The organism is Kitasatospora sp. Root107 (assembly GCF_001424875.1).
Classification (GTDB): domain Bacteria; phylum Actinomycetota; class Actinomycetes; order Streptomycetales; family Streptomycetaceae; genus Kitasatospora.
Map to the genome: position 1 here is coordinate 133,351 of NZ_LMCT01000045.1, position 21,006 is coordinate 154,356.

Genomic DNA, 21,006 nt, shown 5'->3' on the forward strand with positions numbered 1-21,006 from the left:
GGATCACCGGACAGGCTTGTGAGGAGTGCGCGCGGATGGCTCAGCTGGTCGGGGAGTCGGTGCCGACGGCCCGCTCCGGTGCCGGGGTGGCGGGTGCCGGGGTGGTGCCGGTGGCGCGGCCGGTGATCGGGGAGGCGGAGATCGCCGCCGCGGTCCGGGTGCTGCGCAGCGGGTCGGTCGTCCAGGGCCCGGAAGTGGCCGCCTTCGAGCGGGAGTTCGCCGAGCTGGTGGACGGCAGGCACTGCGTGGCGGTCAACTCGGGCACCTCCGCCCTGCAGTTGGCGCTGACGGCGCTCGGAATCGGGCCCGGCGACGAGGTGGTGGTGCCGTCCTTCTCGTTCGCTGCCACCGCCAACGCCGTCCGGCTGGTCGGCGCCGAGCCGGTCTTCGCCGACATCGACCCCGACAGCTTCTGCCTCGACCCGGCGGCGGTGCTGGCCGCGATCGGCCCGCGGACCGCCGCCCTGCTCCCGGTCCACCTCTACGGGCACCCGGCGTCGATGGCCGAGCTGACCCGACTGGCCGTCAGGAACGGTCTGGCCGTGGTCGAGGACGCCTGCCAGGCGCACGGTGCCACCCTGGACGGCCGGCCGGTGGGATCGTTCGGCGCCGCCGGGTGTTTCAGCTTCTACCCGACCAAGAACATGCACGCCCTGGAGGGCGGCATGGTCACCGTCGCAGACCCGGCGCTGGCGCGGAAGCTGCGGCTGCTGCGCAACCAGGGGATGGAGCAGCCCTACCGGAACGAGATCGTCGGGGCCAACCTCCGGATGACCGACGTCTCGGCGGCGGTCGGCCGGGTGCAGCTCGGCCGGCTGCCCGAGGCGACCGAGCGCCGCCGGGCCAACGCCGCCATGCTGGATTGGGAGTTGGCCGCCACCGGTCTCGGCCTCCCGCCGGTGGCGGCCGGGGCCCGGCACGTCTACCACCAGTACACCGTCCGGGTGCGCGCCGAACGGGACCGGTTCCGCCGGGAGTTGGCCGAGGCCGGGGTGGGGTCCGAGGTGTACTACCCGGTGCCGATCCACCGGCTGCCGCCCTACCCGGGGCGGTGGGAGCTGCCCGAGACCGAACGGGCGGCCGCCGAGGTGGTCGCGTTGCCGGTGCACCCCACCCTGTCGGAGGCCGAACTGGCCCTGGTGGTCCGGGCGGTGCGGCGTGCGGTCTGACGGCAGAGGCACCGGGCGGGGGAGGCCGCTGCGGGCGGGGCTGATCGGCCTCGGCGCGATGGGACGCAACCACGCCCGGGTGCTGGGCGAGCTGGCGGGGGTCGAACTGGTCGGCGTGGTGGACCCGGCGGGCGGCATGGCGCCGGGTGGCGTCCCGGTGCTGGCCGACCTCAACGACCTGCTCGCGCTGGGCGTCGACTACGCGGTGGTGGCCTGCCCGACCGCTCAGCACGAGAGCATCGGCCTCCGGCTGGCCGTCGCCGGGGTGCCCGCGCTGATCGAGAAGCCACTCGCGCACGACGCCCGGGCCGCCCGCCGGCTGGTGGACGCCTTCCGGGGCCAGGTCGCCGGGGTCGGCCACGTCGAGCGCTACAACCCGGCCCTCCAGCAGCTCAGGGCCAGGCTGGCGAGCGGCGAACTCGGCGAGGTGTACCAGGTGTCGACCCGCCGTCAGGGCCCGTTCCCCCGCCGGATCGCCGATGTCGGCGTGGTCAAGGACCTGGCCACCCACGACATCGACCTGACCGGCTGGATCACCGGCCAGGCGTACGCCTCGGTGGCGGCCAGGACGGTGCGCAAGAGCGGCCGCCCGTACGAGGACATGGTGGCCGTCGTCGGCACGCTGGCCGACGGCACCATGGTCAGCCACCTGGTGAACTGGCTCAGCCCGCAGAAGGAGCGGTACGTCGCGGTGACCGGCGAGCGCGGCTGCCTGGTCGCCGACACGCTGACCGCCGACCTGACCCTCCAGGTGAACGGCGCGGTGGCCACCGAGTGGGACACCGTCCGCACCTTCCGGGGAGTGACCGAGGGCGACGTGATCCGGTACGCCTTCCCGAAACGGGAGCCGCTGATGAGCGAGCACGAACAGTTCCGCGAGGCGGTGGCCGGGCGCCCGGCCGAGACCGTCGCGCTGACCGAGGGCCTGCACACGGTCGAGGTGGCCGAGTCGGTGCTGGCCGCCGCCGGGCGGCAGAGCCTGCTGGGGGCGGTGGCCCGATGAGCACCCCCGACGTCACCGTGGTGATCGCGGTCTACAACACCATGCCGTACCTGACGGCCTGTCTGACCTCGCTGGTCGAACAGTCCATCGGCCGGGACCGGTTGGAGGTGGTCGCGGTCGACGACGGCTCCACCGACGACAGCGGCGCCGAGCTGGCCCGGTTCGCCCGGGAGCATCCGGGGCTGTTCCGGGTGGAGCGGCAGGCCAACTCCGGCGGCCCGGCCGCGCCCACCAACCGGGCGATGGAACTGGCCAGGGGGCGCTACGTGTTCTTCCTCGGCGCGGACGACTGGCTCGGCCCACAGGCGCTGGAGCGGCTGGTCGCGATGGCCGACCGCTACCAGTCGGACGTGGTGCTCGGCCGGATGGTCGGGGTCGGCGGCCGGCAGGTCCCGCAGGGCATCTTCGACCGCACCGAGCCCTCGGTCGACTTCACCGACTCCGCGCTGGCCTGGGCGCTTTCGGACACCAAGCTGTTCCGCCGCGAGCCGCTGATCCGGCACGGGCTGCGCCGCCGGGAGGACCTGCCGGTCTACTCGGACATGTCCTTCACCTTGCAGGCTTGTCTGCACGCCCGGCGGATCTCGGTGCTGGCCGACTACGACTGCTACCACGCGGTCCTGCGAGCGGACCGGGCGAACACGACCGTACGCTCGAGCCCCTGGGACCGGCTGCGCGGCTTGGCGGAGAACCTTGCGGTGATCGACCGGCTCACCGAGCCCGGCGGTGAGGTGCGCCGGGCCCTGCACCGGCGTCATTTCGGCTGGGACGTACCGCAGTTGCTCCAGGCCGAGCTGCTCGGGCAGCCCGAGGCCGAGCAGCGTCACGTGGTGGCGGAGGTGGGCCGGCTGGTCCGCGAGCACTGCGACGTACTGGCCGAGCTGGCCGAGCCCGAGCGGCTCCGGCTGGAGCTGGCCCGGAGTGACCGGTACCGGGCGGTCCGGGGGTTGATCGAGGACGAACTCGGCCGGGGCACGCCACGGTTGGGGCTGCCCCGGCAGCTCTGGCGCGACATCGTCCCGGAACGGACCAGGCGCGAGCTGCGCCGACGGCAGAGCTGGCGCAGGTTCGCCAACCGGATGACCGGGAGTTGATGTTGACGGTGGGACGGACGATCTGTGTGGTCGGTCTCGGCAAGATCGGGCTGCCGCTCGCGGTGCAGTGCGCCGGGAAGGGACACCGGGTGCTGGGTGCAGACACCGCGCCCTCGGTGGTCTGGCAGGTGAACGACGGCCAGGCGCCGTTCCCCGGCGAGGCGGGCCTGCCCGAGCGGCTGAAACTCGCCGTTGCCGCAGGGCAGTTGACGGCAATGGCGGACACCTCGGCGGCGGTCGCCGAGGCGGCGGCCGTGCTGGTCGCGGTGCCGCTGCTGACCGGTCCCGACGACCGGCCCGACTTCACCCTGCTGGACGCCGCCACCGCTGCCGTGGCGGCGGGTCTGCGCCCCGGCACGCTGGTCAGCTACGAGACCACCCTGCCGGTCGGCACCACCGCCGGACGCCTGGCCACCCTGCTGGCCGAGGGCTCGGGCCTGCAGCCCGGCGCGGACTTCGGGTTGGTGTTCAGCCCCGAACGGGTCTCCTCCGGACGGGTCTTCGCCGATCTGCGCCGCTACCCGAAGCTGGTCGGCGGGATCGACGAGCGCTCCACCCGGCAGGGCGTCGAGTTCTACCGCGAGGTGCTGGACTTCGACCCCCGCCCCGACCTGCCCCGCCCGAACGGCGTCTGGGCGCTCGGCTCGGCCGAGGCGGCCGAGTTCGCCAAACTGGCCGAGACCACCTACCGGGACGTCAACATCGGCTTGGCCAACCAGTTCGCCCGGTACGCCGACCGGATCGGGGTGGATCTCGCCGAGGTGATCGAAGCCTGCAACTCGCAGCCGTACAGCCACCTGCACCAGCCCGGCGTCGCGGTCGGCGGCCACTGCATCCCGGTCTACCCGAGGCTCTACCTGTCCGGCGACCCGACCGCGACGGTGGTCGAGGCCGGCCGGGCGGCCAACCTGGCGATGCCCGAGTACGCGGTCGGGCGGCTGGCGGCGGCGCTCGGCGGGCTGGCCGGTCGAGGCGTGCTGGTGCTCGGCGCCGCCTACCGGGGCGGGGTCAAGGAGACCGCGTACTCCGGCGTCTTCCCGCTGGTGGCCGCGCTCCGGGCGGCCGGGGCGCGGCCGTACGTGGCCGATCCGCTGTACGGGGCCGAGGAGTTGACCGGGCTCGGCCTGCCGCCGCACCGGGGCGAACCGGTCGAGGCGGCGGTGGTGCAGGCCGACCACCCCGAGTACCGCACCCTGGGGGCGGCCGACCTGCCGGGCGTCCGGGCGCTGCTCGACGGCCGCAGGGTCACCGACCCGGCGCGCTGGGCGGGTGTGCAGCGGATCGTGCTCGGCGCCTGACGGCTGCTCACTCGTCGGGGTACCGCACCCCGATCTGGGCCCGGACGGCGTCCAGGGTCCGCATCACCGCGAGCGTGCCGTCCAGCGGCACCAGCGGCGACTCGGTCAGCCCCGCCCGCAGGCAGCGGACCACCTCGGCGGCCTCCAGCCCGAGCCCGTGGCCAGGGCCCCGGTCGAGCACGTACTCCTCGGCCGGCTTCCCGTCGCGGTGCAGCACGAAGCCGTTGGCCTGGAAGAAGTCGGCGGGCAGCTCGATCCGGCCGGTGCTGCCGTGCACCGAGGCCCGCTGACCGTATCCGGCCACCAGCGAGCAGCTGAGCAGCGACAGCGCACCGCCCGCGTGGCCCAGCACGATGGCGGTGTGCTCGTCCACGCCCTCGGGCGTCAGGGTGGCCACCGCCTTGACCTGCTCGGGCTCGCCCAGCAGCAGGTGGGCGAAGGAGACGGGGTAGACGCCCAGGTCCAGCAGGGCGCCGCCGCCCGCCGCCAGATCCCAGAGCCGGTGGGCGGGGTCGGCGACGGCTGGGAAGCCGAAGTCGGCGTGCACGGCCCGCACCTCGCCGATCGCGCCGTCCCGGACCAGCTCGACGATCCGGCGGACCGCCGGGTTGAGGTACATCCACATCGCTTCCATCAGGAAGCTCCGCTGCGCCCGGGCGGTGGCGACCAGCTGCTCGGCCTGACGGGCGTTCAGGGTGAACGGCTTCTCGCACAGCACCGCCTTCCCCGACTCGAGCATCAGCGTGGTGGCGGCCAGGTGGGCGGCGTGCGGGGTGGCCACGTACACCACGTCGATCCCGGGGTCGGCGGCCAGCTCCGCCCAGGAGCCGTACGCCCGGGGGATGCCGAAGCGGTCGGCGAAGGCCTGCGCCGAGCTCTCGGTCCGGGAGGCCACGGCGGCCACCTCGGCGCCGGGAACGGCGAGCAGGTCCTCGGTGAAGGCGGCGGCTATCCCGCCGGTGGCGAGGATGCCCCAGCGGGTCGGTCGGTCGGAGCTGGTCATCGTGCGTGACACCTTTCAACGGATTCCTGCACTGTCCCTGATCTGTCCCGGAGAAGCACGTGGCTTCGTCGGATGATCTGGCCGGTCGGGGCAGACTGTCGGAGTGAGCGTCGATCAGAAGGTCCGGCCCGGGGTCGGCTTGGGAGTCAGCTTCACGGCGGCCGACGAGGAGAAACGCCTGGGCGTCCGGCGGATGAAGCTGTTCGCCACCGGCCTGCTCGGGCTGGCCACCGTGGTGTTCGGTCTTGCCACCTGGGCCGACGCGGCCGGGGCCGGGCCGTGGGCCGGGTATGTCGCGGCGGCGGCCGAGGCGGGCATGGTGGGTGCGCTGGCGGACTGGTTCGCCGTCACCGCGCTGTTCCGCCGCCCGTTCGGACTGCCGATCCCGCACACCGCGATCATCCCGACCAAGAAGGACGCCTTCGGCCAGTCGCTGGGCGACTTCGTCGGCGACAACTTCCTCTCCGCCCCCGTGGTCCGGGACCGGCTGGCCCGGATCGGCATCGCCCGCAGGCTCGGCGAGTGGCTGGCCGCGCCGGGCAGTGCCGAGCGGGTCACCAGCGAGGCGGCGGCCGCGCTGCGCGGGGTGCTCGCGGTGCTCAACGACGACGACGTGCAGGCCGTGGTGGCCGAGGCGGTCACCCGGCGGGCGGCGGCCACCTCGGTGGCCGAACCGGCCGGGCGGCTGCTCGGCAAGGTGGTCGCCGACGGCGGGCACCACGGGGTGGTGGACCTGATCGCCGTCCGGGTGCACGACTGGCTGACGGAGCATCATGTGGACGTGGTCCAGCGGGTCACCCAGAAGACCCCGGGCTGGACGCCGAAGTTCATCGACCACCAGGTCGGCGAGCGGGTCTACAAGGAGCTGATGCGCTTCGTCACCGACATCCGGGACGATCCGCAGCACCCGGCCAGGGGCGCGGTCGACAACTTCCTGGCCGACTTCGCCACCGAGCTCCAGCAGGACCCGGCCACCATCGACCGGGTCGAGCGGGCCAAGGCCGAGCTGCTGGCCAGGCCCGAGGTGCAGGAGCTGATCGCCTCCTCCTGGGCGGCCGTCCGCACGCTGGTGCTGACCGCCGCCGAGGACGAGCAGAGCGAGCTGCGCCGCCGGATCCGGGACGGGCTGCGCTCGTTCGGCCGACGGCTGGCCACCGACGACCGGCTGCAGGCGAAGACCGACGGCTGGCTGCAGGACGCCGCCGGGTACGTGGTGAAGACCTACCGGGCCGAGATCACCGCGCTGATCTCGGAGACCGTGGCGGGCTGGGACGCCGACGACGCCTCCCGCAAGATCGAGGCCAACGTCGGCCGTGACCTGCAGTTCATCCGGATCAACGGCACCGTGGTGGGTGCGCTGGCGGGGCTGCTGATCCACACCGTGGCCGTGGCGCTGGGTGGTTGAGAGCGGGTTAGCATGGCGCGTCTGCGTCGTACGAAGGAGAACGAAGTGGTGGCTCAGGGCAAGCGTGGCATCGAGGCGTTCATCGCGGGGATGCCCAAGGCCGAACTGCACGTCCACCACGTCGGTTCCGCCTCGCCGCGGGTGGTCGCCGAACTGGCCGCCCGGCACGCCGGGCAGAGCAAGGTGCCGCTCGACCCGGCCGCGCTGGCCGAGTACTTCACCTTCACCGACTTCGGGCACTTCATCGAGGTCTACCTGAGCGTGGTGGACCTGATCCGCGACGCCGAGGACGTCCGCTCGCTCACCTACGGGGTGGCCGAGGACATGGCCAGGCAGAACATCCGGTACGCCGAACTGACCGTCACCCCGTACTCCTCGGTCAGCCGGGGCATCCCGGACGTGGCCTTCATGGAGGCGATCGAGGACGCCCGGCTGCGGGCCGAGAAGGAACTCGGCGTGGTGCTGCGCTGGTGCTTCGACATCCCCGGCGAGGCCGGTCTGGCCGCCGCCGAGGAGACCGCCCGGCTGGCCGTCGACCTGGCGCCCGAGGGCCTGGTCAGCTTCGGGCTCGGCGGTCCCGAGATCGGCGTGCCGCGCCCGCAGTTCAAGCCGTACTTCGACCGGGCCCGCGCGATCGGCCTGCACAGCGTCCCGCACGCCGGTGAGACCACCGGACCCGAGACGGTCTGGGACGCCCTGCGGGTGCTCGGCGCCGAGCGGATCGGCCACGGTACCCAGGCGGTCAAGGACCCCTCGCTGCTGGACTGGCTCGGCGAGCACCGCATCCCGCTGGAGGTCTGCCCGACCTCCAACATCGCCACCCGCGCGGTGGAGCGGATGGAGGAGCACCCGATCCGTCAGATGGTCGACGCGGGCCTGCTGGTGACGGTCAACAGCGACGACCCGCCGATGTTCGGCACCGACCTGAACACCGAGTACGCGGTCGCTGCCCGGCTGCTCGACCTGGACGAGTCCGGCGTCGCCGCGCTGGCGCGGAACGCCGTCGAGGCGTCCTTCCTGGACGCACCCGGCAAGGCCCGGATCATCGGTGAGATCGACCAGTACCTTGCCGGGTGGGACCAGGGCTAGGACTTTCCGACCGGGACCGGCCGGAGCAGCCAGGCCCGTTCGGCCAGCGTCCAGGCGGTGGTGGTGAGCAGGTAGAGGGCGCCGGCCAGCGGCAGCAGGACCGCGAACAGCGCCGTGCCGTACGAGAGGTACGGCATCAGCACGGCGCCCGGGGCGGTCGGGTCGGTGATGTTCCGGCGGGCCCGGCGGAAGCCGAGCCAGCCGAGGCCCGCGAGTGCCGCGAACAGGGCGGCGAACGCGATCAGTTCGGCCGGACCGCTCGCGGCGGTCGGGTGCAGGCCGAGCGGGACGCCGAACAGGGTCGCGCCGAGCAGGTCGTTCGGCGTGGTGAAGAGCCGGTACATCACCATGAAGAACGGCGCCTGGGCCAGCATCGGAAGGCAGCCCGCGAACGGTGACGCGCCCTCGGTGCGGTACAGCTCGGCGGCTGCGGCGCGCAGCTTCTCCGGCTTGTCGCGGTGCTTGCGGCCCAGCTCGGCGAGCTGGGGTGCCAGCCGGAGCCTGGCCCGTTCGCCACGCGCGGCGGCGCGGGCCAGCGGGTGCAGCAACAGGCGGACGCAGACGGTGAACAGCACGATCGCCAGGGCGGTCGGCAGCGGCTGGGCCAGGGCGGCGACGGCGTCGTGCGCCAGGGTGACGGCGGGGTCGAGCAGGGTGAAGACGGACATGACGGGGCGAGCCCTCCGGGGGTCTCGAGTACTCGGGTACGAGAGGTCGGCGGAGGACGGCCGGTGAGCCGGTGTGCTGTGGAGTGGTGCGGCGGGCTCAGGCGGCCGTCGGGGCCGCGCCCGGTGCCCTGGGGCGACGACGGCCCCGGGCGTCCGGATCACGCTGGGGCAGGAAGGCGGACCGGAACGCGCGCCTGCGCAGCGCCTGGTCCCGTACCGCCCGTGGAGCCTGCGCCCCGAGCAGCCGGGCGGTCGACAGCGCAGCCGCCGCCACCCCGGCCAACAGGACCAGGGTGGCGGCGGCTGCGACGACACCGAGGCCGCCGGAACCGGTCAGCTGATCACCCGTCAACACCCGGACCAGCCCGAGAAGTACGGCGAGCAGTGTCATGGCCGGACCTCCTTCGGTGCGGGGCGAGAGCTTCGGGGTCATCCTACGCAGACCGGTCGCCGATCAGTAGCCCTGGCCGGGCAGCTGCACGGTGCTGCCGAGGGCTGCCGAGTTCCGGGCGGCCTCCAGTACGGCGAGGGTGGCGACGGCGTCGCGCGGGTCGACCGGCGGCGGGGTGCCGTCGGCGAGTGAGGCGGCGATGCCCGCGTAGTAGGCCGGGTAGTCGCCGGGGGCGGTGGGGTACGGAGCTGACGACTCGTCGGTGCCGAGCGTGCCCTGCGTGCTGTCCGTGCCCCAGGGGGCGCCGTCGTGCGGGCGGTGGCCGGCCCTCAGGTCGGCCTCCTGCGGGTCCATGCCGAACTTCACGTACCCGGCGGTGTCGCCGAGCACCCGCAGACGGGGGCCGCCGAGGGCGGCGATCGCGCTGGTCCACAGGTGCGAGCGGACGCCCGAGGTGTGAGTGAGGGCGAGGAAGGCGTCGTCGTCCACCGCCGCGCCGTCCCGGCGGACGTCGATCTCGGCGTAGACCGACTCGACCGGGCCGAACAGCGTCAGGGCCTGGTCCACCAGGTGACTGCCCAAGTCGTAGAGGGTACCGCCGACCTCGGCCGGGTCGGCCAGCTCGCGCCAGCCCGCCTTGGGCTTGGGCCGGAACCGCTCGAACCTGGACTCGAACCGGTGCACCCGGCCGAGCGAGCCGTCCTCGACCAGCCGACGGGCGGTCAGGAAGTCGCCGTCCCAGCGGCGGTTCTGGAAGACCGACAGCAGGGTGCCGGTGCGCTCGGCGAGCCGGCACAGCTCCGCCGCCTCGGCGGCGGTGGCGGCCAGCGGCTTGTCCACCACGGTGGGCAGTCCGGCGGTCAGCGCGGTGCGGGCCAGCGGCACGTGGGTGCGGTTGGGGGAGGCGATCACCACCAGGTCGAGCCGGCCCTCGGCAGCCTCGTCGAACAGCTGCTCAGGAGTGTCCAGCGGGCGGGCGCCGGGGTGTTCGCGGTGCAGCTGGGCGCGGCGGTCGGGGTTGGCGGTGACCACCGCGTCCAGCTGCAGTCCGGGGGTGGTGGCGATCAGCGGGGCATGGAAGGCGGAGCCCGCCAGGCCAAAGCCGACGAGGCCGACACGGAACGGGGGTCGGGGCGTGCTGCTCATGCCCTTACTCAACCACGACCCCCGCCCCGGGCGGGTACGGCGCGTACGAGGTGGCGGCCCAGGTCAGCGGGCGGACCGGCCCTCGATCCGGCGACGGCGGTGCAGGACGGCGACGGCGCCACCGGCCAGCACGAACGAGGTGCCGACGGCGGTCATCAGGCCGGTGGAGCGGTCGGTGCCGGTTTCGGCCAGCTGCTTGCTGGTGGCCGGCGCGGCGGCGGGTACGGCGGCGGCAGCAACGGGTGCGACGGCCGGTGCGGCCGCGTGGTCGTGGTGCGCGGAGGTGTCAGAGGCGGGGACCACGGCGGCCGGTGCGGCGGCCGTACCGGTGCCGTCGAAGGTCACGTCGGAGCAGGTGTAGAACGCCTCCGGGCTGTCCGAGCGCTGCCAGATCGCGTAGATCATCTGACGGCCGGTCTTACCGGTCGGGACGGTCACCGGGAACGAGTAGTACCCGTTCACCACCACCGGGTCGGTGATGCTGGCGAACGGCGTGGTGTCCAGGTTGGACCAGCTCAGCGGGAGGTTCGGGTTGTAGCTGCTGTTGGTCATGAAGAGCTGGAAGGTGCCCCGGTGCGGCGCGGTGGCCCGGAACTTGAACGTGGTGCTCGCACCGGCGGTCAGGTTGGTGGCCGGCCAGTCGTTGCGGGCCAGGTCGAGGCCGACGAACTCGGTGGCGTTGGCGCTGCACAGGCGGCCGTCCGGGATCAGCTGGCGGTGGCGGCCGGCGGCGTCGCCGATCCGGATGCCGTTCCAGTCGTACATGGCCTGGGTGCCGCCGTAGGCGATGGCGGCCTTGCAGGCAGCCGACTTGGGCTGCTCGGGGTTCTCCAGGTAACAGCCGTACACCCGGCTGAGCGGGTTCTGCAGGGAGCCGTGGGCGGTGGCGGTGCCGGCGCCGAGCGCGGTGGTGGCCAGGGCGGTGCCGGCGAGAGCGACGACGACGGCGGTGCGACGAACGGACATGGTGGGGGTACTCCTTCAGCGGTGGGGGTCGCTGAGAAGTACGCTAGCCAGGCGCCGCTTGGTAGTTGACGGGCCCTCAGGTCTGTTAGGAAACCTTTAAGACTGTCTTGAGGTGGCCATGAGGATCGATCCGAGGGGCGGAGCGGGCCGTCCGGTGGGCGGGACGTACTCCCGTCGGGCAGGCGTGCGGATTAGGCTGTGCCCCGTTGGGGCAGCGCAGTATCCCTGGTGGGGCTCTCCGGGGCACCACCGTCACCGCTATCCGCACGACCTCGCACGACTTCGGGAGACACGCACGTGGCAGAGCGCAAGCCCATCGAGTCCTGGCTGACCGACATGGACGGCGTCCTCATTCACGAGGGCACGCCGATCCCGGGCGCGGAGGAGTTCCTCCGCCGCCTGCGGGAGTCCGGCAAGCCGTTCCTGGTGCTGACCAACAACTCCATCTACACCCCCCGGGACCTCAGCGCCCGACTGGCCGGCATGGGCCTGGAGGTGCCGGAGGAGTGCATCTGGACCTCGGCCCTGGCCACCGCCAAGTTCCTCAAGGGCCAGCGCCCGGGCGGCACCGCGTACGTGATCGGCGAGTCCGGCCTGACCACCGCGCTGTACCAGGCCGGCTACGTGCTGACCGACAAGGACCCGGACTACGTGGTCCTCGGCGAGACCCGCACCTACAGCTTCGAGGCGCTGACCAAGGCGATCCGCCTGATCAACGCCGGGGCGCGGTTCATCTGCACCAACCCGGACGAGACCGGCCCGTCCCCCGAGGGCGTGCTGCCGGCCACCGGCTCGGTCGCGGCGCTGATCACCAAGGCGACCGGTGTCGACCCGTACTTCGTCGGCAAGCCCAACCCGCTGATGATGCGCGAGGCGCTGAACAGCGCGGGCGCCCACTCCGAGACCGCCGTGATGATCGGCGACCGGATGGACACCGACATCGTCGCGGGCATGGAGGCCGGCATGGAGACCATCCTGGTGCTCACCGGTCTGACCGCCGAGGCGGACGTGGAGCGCTTCCCGTACCGGCCGACCCGGGTGGTCAAGTCGATCGCCGACCTGATCGAGCTGGTCTGACCGCTGTTCGCTCTCGGTGCCCCTTCGGTCGGCTGGGCTTCCAGCGGCCGGAGGGGCACTGGCGTGTCGGTCCGGGTGTGTAGCGTTCGGGGTGTCATTTCGGGTGCCATTCGGGTGCCAGAGGTGTTGTGCGGTGAAAGGCAGTGGGGCTGTGACTGAGCTGGTGGAGACGGTGGCCGGGTTCGAGGTGCCGGAGTCCTGGCGCGGGGCGCTGGCGGGGGAGTTGGCCAAGCCGTACTTCGGCGAGCTGGCGGCCTTCGTGGCCGAGCAGCGGGCCGAGCACCAGGTCTTCCCGCCCAGCGGGCAGGAGTTCGCGGCGCTGGCGGCCACGCCGTACGACAAGGTCCGGGTGCTGGTGCTCGGCCAGGACCCGTACCACGACGACAACCAGGCGCACGGGATGAGCTTCTCGGTGCAGCCCGGCGTGAAGATCCCGCCCTCGCTGCGGAACATGTTCAAGGAGCTGGACGCCGACCTCGGCATCCCCGCCCCCGACAACGGTTACCTGATGCACTGGGCCGAGCAGGGCGTGCTGCTGCTCAACGCGGTGCTCACCGTGCGGGCGCACGAGGCCAACTCGCACAAGGGCAAGGGCTGGGAGAAGTTCACCGACGCGGTGATCACGGCGGTCAGCGACCGGCCGGAGCCCTGCGTCTTCGTGCTCTGGGGCAACTACGCGAAGAAGAAGCTGCCGCTGATCGACACCTCCCGGCACGTGGTGGTGCAGGGGGCGCACCCCTCGCCGCTGTCGGCCCGGCTGTTCTTCGGCAGCCGCCCGTTCTCGCAGATCAACGAGGCGCTGACCGGGTTCGGCAGCGAGCCGATCGACTGGCGGGTGCCGGACTTGGCCGAGCAGGGCTGACGGGGCGTCGGTTGGCTCACTGAGGCGGGCCGGGCCCGGCGTCTTCCGTGAGGGATGCGGCCGGGCCCGACTGAGGGTGGGTCAGAGCAGCTTCGGGCCGGTGGCGGCCTGCACCTCGTCGAAGGTGTGACCGGGGGCGACCTCGACCAGCCGGAGGCCCTCGGGGGTGACGTCGATGACGGCCAGGTCGGTGACGATGCGGTGCACCACGCCCCGGCCGGTGGCGGGCAGTGACAGCTCGTCAACGATCTTCGGGGAGCCGTCCCTGGCGGTGTGTTCCATCACCACGATCAGCCGACGGGCGCCGTGCACCAGATCCATCGCACCGCCCATCCCCTTGACCATCTTGCCGGGGATCATCCAGTTGGCCAGGTCACCGGCGGCGGAGACCTGCATCGCGCCGAGCACCGAGACGTCTATCCGGCCGGCCCGGATCATGCCGAAGGAGAACGCCGAGTCGAAGTACGCGGCGCCGTCGGCGACGGTGACCGTCTCCTTGCCCGCGTTGATCAGATCGGGGTGCTCCGCGCCGTCGTACGGGTAGGGGCCGACGCCGAGGATGCCGTTCTCCGAGTGCAGCACCACGTGCACGCCGGGCGGCAGGTGACCGGGGATCAGGGTGGGCAGGCCGATGCCCAGGTTGACGTACTGGCCGTCGCGGAGCTCGCGGGCCGCCCGGGCGGCCAGGGCGTCGCGCGGGTCGAGGGCGCGGGCGGGGGTGGTGGCGCGGGTGGTGGTGGCGGTGGTGGGCGTGGCGGCGGTCATGGCTCAGCTCCCCTGGGGGGTGGTGGAGTTGGCGGGCAGGGCCTGGACGGTGCGGCGCTCGATCCGGCGGTCGGCGGGGTCGGCGGCGACCACCCGGTCGACGTAGACGCCGGGCAGGTGGATCGCGTCCGGCGGGAGCTCGCCGGGCTCGACGATCCGGTCCGCCTCGACCACGGTGATCCGGCCGGCGGTGGCGCAGAGCGGGTTGAAGTTGCGGGCGGCGGCGTTGAAGACGCAGTTGCCGTGCCGGTCCGCCACCTCGGCGCGGACCAGCGCGAAGTCGGCGGTGATCGCCTCCTCCAGCAGGTACCGCCGGCCGCCGAACTCCCGGACCTCCTTGGGCGGTGAGGCCAGCGCGACACCCCCGTCGGCGGCGTACCGCCAGGGCAGGCCGCCCTCCTCGACCTGGGTGCCGACGCCCGCCGGGGTGAAGAAGGCGGGGATGCCCGCGCCGCCCGCCCGCAGGCGCTCGGCCAGCGTGCCCTGCGGGGTGAGCTCGACCTCCAGTTCGCCGGACAGGTACTGCCGGGCGAACTCCTTGTTCTCCCCCACGTACGAGGAGGTCATCCGGGCGATCCGGCCGGCCCGCAGGAGCAGGCCGAGACCCCAGTCGTCCACCCCGCAGTTGTTGGACACCACCCGCAGGCCGGAGGTGCCGGCACTGACCAGGGCGCCGATCAGCGTGCTCGGAATGCCGCAGAGACCGAAACCGCCGACGGCGAGTGTCGCGCCGTCGGGGATGTCCTCGACCGCGCGGGCGGGGGAGTCCAGGACCTTGTCCAAGTCAGTCACCTCATGAGGGGGTTGGGACGGTGCCGCAGGAGGTCGGGACCTTGCTGCGCCCACCACCTTCTCCGCAGCCGACCAGGGCTTTCCATGGCGACTGTGGCCATGAGGGTGGCCGGTCTCATGTCGATCAGGCACATGAGCCGGGGCGATGGCCGGGGATATGGCTGTCCGGCACATATCGACAGCTGACGCTGCGTCGTCCCGTCACATGTCGCCCGCCCGGTGCCGCACCTACGGTTCCGGAATCCACCACCGCCGTGTCGTCAGGAGTCGGCCATCATGCGCAGTTCGACCAACACCCCCAGACCCGCAGCTCAGGCCGCACGACCGACCGTTCGCCGAGGGAGCCGGCGCCTGCTCGCCGCTGCGCTGGGTGGCCTGCTCGCGGTATCCGTGGTCGGCTGCGCCAAGGCCGGCACGGCGGGCACCTCGTCGGGCACCACGGCGGCCGACGCGGGCGGCAGCAAGGCCCCGGTGAAGGTCGGCCTGGTGTACTCGAAGACCGGTCCGCTGGCGGCCTACGGCAAGCAGTACCTGGAGGGCTTCAAAGCCGGTCTCGACTACGCGACCAAGGGCACCGGCGCGGTGGACGGCCACAAGATCGAGATCGCCGAGCAGGACGACGCGGGCGACCCGGCCAAGGCCGTCTCCGCCGCCAAGGACCTGATCGGCAAGGGGCACAAGATCCTGGCGGGGTCGACCGCCTCGGGCGTGGCGCTTCAGGTGGGCCCGATCGCGGCGCAGAACAAGGTGCTCTTCATCAGCGGCCCGGCCGCCACCGACAAGGTCACCGGGCTGAACAGGTACACCTTCCGCTCGGGCCGGCAGTCGTACCAGGACATCCGAACGGCGGCCTCGTTCATCGGGGACGCCAAGGGCAAGAAGGTCACGGTGCTGGCCCAGGACAACGCCTTCGGGCAGGGCAACGTGGCGGCCGTCAAGGCGGTGCTGGGCGGTCAGGGCGCGACGGTGGAGTCGGTGCTCGCGCCGCCGAGTGCGACCGACCTCACCCCGTTCGCCACCCAGGCGAAGTCCGCCAAGCCCGATCTGCTGTACGTCGCCTGGGCGGGGGAGACCGCCTCCGCGCTCTGGACCTCGCTCAGTCAGCAGGACGTCTTCGCCTCGACCAAGGTGGTGACCGGCCTCGATCTGGCGGCCTCCTACCCGCTCTTCGGTCCGGCGGCCGAGAAGATCTCCTTCCTGAACCACTACTTCGACGGCGCGGCCGGCACGGAGGCCGAGAAGGCGATGGCTGCCGCCGTCGGCAAGGCCGGTGCCAAGCCGGACATCTTCACTCCCGACGGCTTCACCGCCGCGCAGATGGTGGTGCACGCGATCGAGGCCAACAAGGGTTCGGCCGATGACGCCGACGCTCTGGTGAAGGCGCTGGAGGGGTGGAGCTTCGAGGGGGTCAAGGGCAAGCTGACCGTCCGGGCCGAGGACCACGCGCTGCTGCAGCCGATGTTCCAGGTGAAGCTCACCGGGACCGGCGCGGATGCGAAGCCGACGGTGGAGAAGAGCCTTCCCGCTGACCAGGTGGCACCCCCGGTCACCCCGATCGCGGGCTGATCCACATGCCGAACCGTGCAGCCGCAGCTGCCTCGTCCGCCGCGGCGGGAGCCTCAGTGGGTGTGGTGGGAGCGTCGGCGGAAGCCTCGGTCGATTCGGTGCTGCGGCTGCGCGGGGTGGGCTGGTCCGTCCGTGGGGTGCCGATCGTCGAGGACGTCTCCTTCGACGTGCACGAGGGCGAGTTCATCGCTTTCATCGGCCCGAACGGTGCGGGTAAGACCTCCTTGTTCAATCTGATCTCCGGGATCTACCCGGTGACGCACGGGGCCATCGAGCTCGACGGAGCGGACATCACCACCGAGTCGGTACACGGCCGGGCCCGCCGTGGTCTGGGCCGCACCTTCCAGACCTCCTCCCTGTGGAGCGGGATGACGGTGGCAGACCACGTCCGGCTGGCCGCTCAGGCGGCGGCCGGGCCGGGCGCCTCGTACCGGATCTGGCGCCGGGCCGGCCGGTACGCCGGGCAGGTCGCCGAGACCTTGGAGCGGACCGAACTCGCCCACCGGGCCGACACTTTGGCAAGTGCGTTGTCGCACGGCGAGAAGCGCAAGCTCGAGCTGGCCGTCCTGCTGGTCTCCGACCCCCGGCTGATCCTGCTGGACGAGCCGATGGCCGGAGTCAGCGCGGAGGAGGTCCCGGCCCTGACCGCGCTGATCCGCTCGGTGCACCGGGACCTCGGCCGCACCGTGCTGATGGTGGAGCACCACATGGACGTCCTGCTCGGACTCGCGGACCGGCTCGCCGTGATGCACCACGGCACGCTGCTCGCGCTCGACACCCCTGCTGCGGTGATGGCGGACGCCACCGTGCAGCAGGCCTACCTGGGAGAGGGACTGTGACGGACTCCTCCTTCCTGACCTCCGGTCAGACCGACCCTGCCGTGGGCGCTTCCTCTGCTACTTCGGCTGCCGCTGCTGACAGAGCGGCGCTGCTGAGCGTGCGTGACCTGCGGGTGGTGATCGACGGGTTGCACATCCTGCACGGGGTGGACCTGGACGTCGCGCCGAGCGGGGTCACCGCCCTGCTCGGGCGCAACGGCGCGGGGAAGACCACCACGGTCAAAGCGATCATGGGGCTTGTGCCGCGAACCGGGAGCCTGCGATTCGCGGGCACCGAACTGGTCAAGCTGCCGACCCATCTGGTGGTCCGTCAGGGCATCGGCTATGCGCCGGAGGACCGGGGGATCTTCGCCGGCCTGACCGTGGCCGAGAACCTCCGGCTGGCCGAACGGGACGGCTCCCCGGCGTACGACCTGGTCCACGAGCTCTTCCCAGAACTCAAGCAGCGGGCCGGGCAGTTGGCCGGGACGCTGTCCGGCGGTCAGCAGCAGATGGTGGCGATCGGGCGGACCCTGCTCAACGGCAATCGCCTGATCATCGCCGACGAGCCCACCAAGGGCCTGGCGCCGAAGATCGTGGCCGAGGTCGCCGACGTGCTGGAGCGGGCCGCCGCGACGGTGCCCGTCCTGCTGGTCGAGCAGAACCTCGCCCTGGTCCGCCGACTGGCCGGCACCTGTGCCGTGCTGGCCGACGGCCGGACCGCCCACCGTGGTGGCACGGCCGAGCTGCTCGCCGACGAGGAGGCCGCCCGCCGGCTGCTCGGCGTCGGCCGCCCGGCGCCTGCCGCTACCTCTGTCCCCGGCCCGGCGCCCACGCCGACCGTTGCCGTACCTCCTCCCGTCGTTCCGACTGCCACTGTCACCAAGGAGGTGGCTCCCTGATGGACACTGTCGTCCTCCTCACCTGCACCGGTCTCGGACTGGGTGCGCTGTACTTTCTGGTCGCCTCCGGGCTCTCGCTCATCTTCGGTCTGATGGATGTGCTCAACTTCGCCCACGGGGCGCTGCTCTCGGTCGGCGCCTACGCCACCTGGTGGGCGGGCACCGAGGGCGGGATGGGCTTCTGGTTGGCGGTGGTCTTCGGCACGGCTGTCGGGACGGTCGCGGCCGTCCTGCTCGAACTGGTGTTGATCCGTCCTCTCTACAACCGGCCCCGGGACCAGATCCTGGCCACGGTCGGTGTCGGTCTCGCGGTGCCCGCGCTCCTGATGGGGATCTGGGGGGCGGACTCCCGTCCCTTCCCCCAACCCGCCGCGCTCTCCGGCACGGTGGGGTTGTTCGGCGCGATCGTCCCGGTCAATCGCTTCGTCCTGCTCGCGGCAGCGGCCCTCGTCCTGGTGGCGCTGCGGCTCTTCCTGAGCCGGACCCGGTACGGCCTGGTGGTCCGGGCCGGCGTCGAGGACCGCGCGATGGTCACGGCCCTGGGCATCGACGTCCGCAAGGCGTTCACGCTGGTCTTCGCGATCGGCGGCGCGGCCGCCGCACTCGGCGGGGCGCTGAGCGGCCTCTACTTCGGCTCGGTCCACCCCGGCCAGGGGACCAGCCTGCTCATCTTCGCCTTCGTCGTGGTCGTGATGGGAGGCATGGGCTCCGTCACCGGAGCGGCAGTGGCCTCCGTCGCGGTGGGCCTTGTCCAGCAGTTCGCCAACTACTACACCGCTGCCGGGCTCGGCGACCTCTCGGTCGTCGTGCTGCTGGCCGTACTGCTCCTGGTACGACCGCGCGGACTCACCGGGAGGCTCGCGTGAGCACAGACACCTCAACCACGAGCACCGGCAGCGCCGCTGACGGCAAGTCTGCTCCAGGGAGGGCAGATCGCGCCATCCCTCGAACAGGTGAATCAATCACGGAACGCTCGACACTCATATACAGAGCGCTACGCTGGTGGCCGATCGCTCTGCTGATCCTGTTCCTTGTCGCCCCATACAGTGCGCTTCCGCTCCCGGGACTGCTCGACGGCCCGCTCGGCAGTCCGGGAAGCCTGCAACTCATCGCCCTCTGCCTGGTCTACGGGGCGCTCGCCACCGGTTACGACCTTCTGCTCGGCCGCACCGGTCTGCTCTCGTTCGGGCACGCGCTCTACTTCGCCACCGGTCTCTACGCGACCGACCTCGCGATGCTCGAACTCCAACTCCCGTTCGCCGCCGCCGCACTGTTCGGCATCGGCTGCTCCATCAGCCTCGCGCTGCTGCTCGGCTCGGTCAGCCTGCGGGTGACCGGGATCGGGTTCTCCATGGTGACGCTCGCGTTCGCCCAGGCCGGTTCGATCCTGGTCCAGCGCAACCCCGGCGGGGTGACCGGCGGGGAAGAGGGGCGAGCCGCGCCGGTCGAGATGCTGCCCGACAGCCTGGTCGGGATCGAGAACACCGCCAACCTCTACTGGATCGCACTCGGCTACCTGGTGCTGACCCTGGCCGTCGTCCAGTGGACCGTCAGCTCGCCCACCGGCCGGATCTGGGAGGGCATCAAGGAGAACGAGCGCCGGGTCGAGGTGCTCGGCCTGCGCCCCTACGGCTTCAAGTTGGTGGCCTTCGTCATCGCCGGCGGCCTGGCCGGCGCCGGCGGGGTCGTCTACCTGCTGCTGACCGGCGGCGCGACGCCGCAGGCAGCCACCTCGGACGCGACCCTCGCGCTGCTGGTGATGGTCGTGCTCGGCGGTTCGGGCACTCGGTGGGGCCCGTTGCTCGGCGGTGTCCTCTACACCTGGGCGGGTCACCGACTGGGTGATCTGGCGAACTCCTCGGCCATCGCGGACCTCCCGGCTGTGCTCCGAGTACCGCTGTCGCAGCCGCTCTTTTTGCTCGGTGCACTGTTCGTCGCGGTGGTCTATCTGCTCCCGGGCGGCCTGGCTAAGCTGCCAGCTCGTATCCGGGCCGGCCGTTCCAAGACCGACACGGTCGGAGTTCCCGGCCCGGCCCACTCCCTGGAAGGTGGCACCACGTGAGCTCCGGACCCGCCCAGTACGAAGAGCTGACCGTCCCCGTCCCGGGCGGCGATCTGACGGTGCTTCGGTGGCCGGCCACCGACCCCGGCGCGCCCACCGTGGTGGCTCTGCACGGCATCACCGCGAACGCCCTGGCCTGGAGCGAGGTGGCCCGCTGCCTGGCCGGCCGGGCCACCCTGATAGCTCCCGACCTGCGCGGCCGGGCAGCCAGCCGGACGGTCACCGGGCCGTACGGCCTGGCCCGGCACGCCGACGATGTGGCCGCCCTGGTGGCCGCGCTCGACCTCGGCCCGGTCCGGCTCACCGGGCACTCGATGGGCGCCTGGATCGCCGCGCTCGCCACCGTCCGGCACCCCGAGTTGGCGTCCTCGCTGCTCCTCGTGGACGGGGCGGTCAGCTTCCCGCTGCCGGTCGGGGTGACCGAGGATGCCGCGCTGGCCGCCGTGCTCGGCCCGGCGCTGGCCCGGCTCTCGATGACCTTCCCGAGCCGGGACGCCTACCGGGCGTTCTGGCAGCAGCATCCGTCCTTCGCCGGAACGTGGACGGCCGAGCTCGAGACCTACATCCAGCGGGACCTGGTCGGCACCGAGCCCGAACTCCGGTCCTCCTGCGTGCCGGAGGCGATTCGGCAGGACGGCGGCGAGGTCCTGCTCGACAAGGACGCCGCCGGCGCCGTCCACCGCCTGCCGCTGCCCGCGGAACTGCTGTGGGCCGAGCGCGGCCTGATGGACGAGCCGCAGGGGCTGTACGACGTGGAGCGGATCGCGCTCGCGGGGCTCGACCTGGAGCGGGTCAGAGCAACCCTGGTGCCGGACACCAACCACTACACGATCGTGGCCGGCCCGGTCGGAGCCGAGCAGATCGTGCTGCGGCTGCTCGCGGGCTGACCCGGTCGGAGCCCGGGCCGGAGCCCGGGCCGGAGCCCGGGCC

21 protein-coding genes are annotated in these 21,006 nt (G+C 72.3%); 14 read left to right on the forward strand and 7 right to left on the reverse strand.

What is annotated here, in order from left to right:
• Positions 1-35: 35 nt before the first annotated feature.
• The 4 genes from ASC99_RS29250 to ASC99_RS29265 are packed head-to-tail and all read left to right on the forward strand — an operon-like array spanning position 36 to position 4,564.
• Positions 36-1,169 carry a DegT/DnrJ/EryC1/StrS aminotransferase family protein gene (locus tag ASC99_RS29250; RefSeq protein WP_057237636.1) on the forward strand — a complete coding sequence of 378 codons (1,134 nt, stop codon included), beginning with the start codon at positions 36-38 and terminating at the stop codon, positions 1,167-1,169.
• A 58-nt stretch (positions 1,170-1,227) separates the two neighbouring features.
• Entirely contained in the window at positions 1,228-2,172 is a 945-nt protein-coding gene (locus ASC99_RS29255) for a Gfo/Idh/MocA family protein (RefSeq protein ID WP_082598726.1), read from the forward strand.
• A complete protein-coding gene (locus ASC99_RS29260; RefSeq protein ID WP_057237640.1) occupies positions 2,169-3,266 on the forward strand; it encodes a glycosyltransferase family 2 protein in 1,098 nt (365 codons plus the stop codon). The genes ASC99_RS29255 and ASC99_RS29260 overlap by 4 nt, the downstream gene beginning before the upstream one ends.
• A gap of 8 nt (positions 3,267-3,274) precedes the next feature.
• Complete coding sequence (locus tag ASC99_RS29265) at positions 3,275-4,564, forward strand: nucleotide sugar dehydrogenase (RefSeq protein ID WP_235502421.1); 1,290 nt, start codon at positions 3,275-3,277, stop codon at positions 4,562-4,564.
• A 7-nt stretch (positions 4,565-4,571) separates the two neighbouring features.
• On the opposite strand, the gene ASC99_RS29270 is transcribed toward ASC99_RS29265, so the two are convergent.
• Positions 4,572-5,567 (reverse strand): Gfo/Idh/MocA family protein, encoded by a 996-nt coding sequence (locus ASC99_RS29270; RefSeq protein WP_057237644.1) that lies wholly within the window; start codon positions 5,565-5,567, stop codon positions 4,572-4,574.
• 103 nt (positions 5,568-5,670) lie between these two features.
• On the opposite strand from ASC99_RS29270, the gene ASC99_RS29275 reads away from it, so the two are divergent.
• The gene (locus ASC99_RS29275; RefSeq protein WP_057237646.1) at positions 5,671-6,972 is read left to right on the forward strand and encodes a DUF445 domain-containing protein; all 1,302 of its coding nucleotides are present in this window, start codon (positions 5,671-5,673) and stop codon (positions 6,970-6,972) included.
• A gap of 45 nt (positions 6,973-7,017) precedes the next feature.
• On the forward strand, positions 7,018-8,061 hold the full coding sequence (locus tag ASC99_RS29280; protein ID WP_255359291.1) for an adenosine deaminase: 1,044 nt from the start codon (positions 7,018-7,020) through the stop codon (positions 8,059-8,061).
• On the opposite strand, the gene ASC99_RS29285 is transcribed toward ASC99_RS29280, so the two are convergent.
• The 4 genes from ASC99_RS29285 to ASC99_RS29300 form a co-directional block, all read right to left on the reverse strand.
• Positions 8,058-8,729 (reverse strand): membrane protein insertase YidC, encoded by a 672-nt coding sequence (locus tag ASC99_RS29285; RefSeq protein ID WP_057237648.1) that lies wholly within the window; start codon positions 8,727-8,729, stop codon positions 8,058-8,060. The two genes, ASC99_RS29280 and ASC99_RS29285, sit on opposite strands and share 4 nt — an antisense overlap.
• A 97-nt stretch (positions 8,730-8,826) precedes the next feature.
• Positions 8,827-9,120: a DUF6412 domain-containing protein gene (locus tag ASC99_RS29290; RefSeq protein ID WP_057237650.1), complete on the reverse strand. Its 294-nt coding sequence runs from the start codon at positions 9,118-9,120 to the stop codon at positions 8,827-8,829.
• A gap of 63 nt (positions 9,121-9,183) precedes the next feature.
• Positions 9,184-10,266 carry a Gfo/Idh/MocA family oxidoreductase gene (locus ASC99_RS29295; RefSeq protein ID WP_057237652.1) on the reverse strand — a complete coding sequence of 361 codons (1,083 nt, stop codon included), beginning with the start codon at positions 10,264-10,266 and terminating at the stop codon, positions 9,184-9,186.
• Positions 10,267-10,329: 63 nt separating this feature from the next.
• Positions 10,330-11,232 carry a lytic polysaccharide monooxygenase gene (locus tag ASC99_RS29300; protein WP_057237654.1) on the reverse strand — a complete coding sequence of 301 codons (903 nt, stop codon included), beginning with the start codon at positions 11,230-11,232 and terminating at the stop codon, positions 10,330-10,332.
• A gap of 297 nt (positions 11,233-11,529) precedes the next feature.
• Between ASC99_RS29300 and ASC99_RS29305 the strand changes: the two genes are divergently transcribed.
• Both ASC99_RS29305 and ASC99_RS29310 read left to right on the forward strand, forming a co-directional pair.
• A complete protein-coding gene (locus tag ASC99_RS29305) occupies positions 11,530-12,309 on the forward strand; it encodes an HAD-IIA family hydrolase (RefSeq protein WP_057237655.1) in 780 nt (259 codons plus the stop codon).
• Positions 12,310-12,460: 151 nt separating this feature from the next.
• Positions 12,461-13,171: a uracil-DNA glycosylase gene (locus tag ASC99_RS29310; RefSeq protein ID WP_082598727.1), complete on the forward strand. Its 711-nt coding sequence runs from the start codon at positions 12,461-12,463 to the stop codon at positions 13,169-13,171.
• Between the two features lie 81 nt (positions 13,172-13,252).
• Here ASC99_RS29310 and ASC99_RS29315 read toward each other — a convergent pair whose 3' ends face one another.
• Complete coding sequence (locus ASC99_RS29315; protein ID WP_057237657.1) at positions 13,253-13,936, reverse strand: 3-oxoacid CoA-transferase subunit B; 684 nt, start codon at positions 13,934-13,936, stop codon at positions 13,253-13,255.
• A gap of 3 nt (positions 13,937-13,939) precedes the next feature.
• Positions 13,940-14,719, reverse strand: coding sequence for a CoA transferase subunit A (locus tag ASC99_RS29320; protein ID WP_057237660.1), 780 nt, complete (start codon positions 14,717-14,719; stop codon positions 13,940-13,942).
• A 285-nt stretch (positions 14,720-15,004) separates the two neighbouring features.
• On the opposite strand from ASC99_RS29320, the gene ASC99_RS29325 reads away from it, so the two are divergent.
• From ASC99_RS29325 to ASC99_RS29350, 6 genes are all read left to right on the forward strand, one after another.
• Entirely contained in the window at positions 15,005-16,294 is a 1,290-nt protein-coding gene (locus tag ASC99_RS29325) for a substrate-binding domain-containing protein (RefSeq protein WP_057237662.1), read from the forward strand.
• Positions 16,295-16,356: 62 nt separating this feature from the next.
• Entirely contained in the window at positions 16,357-17,133 is a 777-nt protein-coding gene (locus ASC99_RS29330) for an ABC transporter ATP-binding protein (RefSeq protein WP_235502420.1), read from the forward strand.
• 98 nt (positions 17,134-17,231) lie between these two features.
• The gene (locus ASC99_RS29335) at positions 17,232-18,014 is read left to right on the forward strand and encodes an ABC transporter ATP-binding protein (protein WP_200948459.1); all 783 of its coding nucleotides are present in this window, start codon (positions 17,232-17,234) and stop codon (positions 18,012-18,014) included.
• Complete coding sequence (locus ASC99_RS29340; protein ID WP_057237663.1) at positions 18,014-18,880, forward strand: branched-chain amino acid ABC transporter permease; 867 nt, start codon at positions 18,014-18,016, stop codon at positions 18,878-18,880. The genes ASC99_RS29335 and ASC99_RS29340 overlap by 1 nt, the downstream gene beginning before the upstream one ends.
• A 116-nt stretch (positions 18,881-18,996) precedes the next feature.
• Entirely contained in the window at positions 18,997-20,076 is a 1,080-nt protein-coding gene (locus ASC99_RS29345; RefSeq protein ID WP_369824165.1) for a branched-chain amino acid ABC transporter permease, read from the forward strand.
• The gene (locus tag ASC99_RS29350; RefSeq protein ID WP_057237665.1) at positions 20,073-20,963 is read left to right on the forward strand and encodes an alpha/beta fold hydrolase; all 891 of its coding nucleotides are present in this window, start codon (positions 20,073-20,075) and stop codon (positions 20,961-20,963) included. The genes ASC99_RS29345 and ASC99_RS29350 overlap by 4 nt, the downstream gene beginning before the upstream one ends.
• The last annotated feature ends 43 nt before the right edge of the window (positions 20,964-21,006 follow it).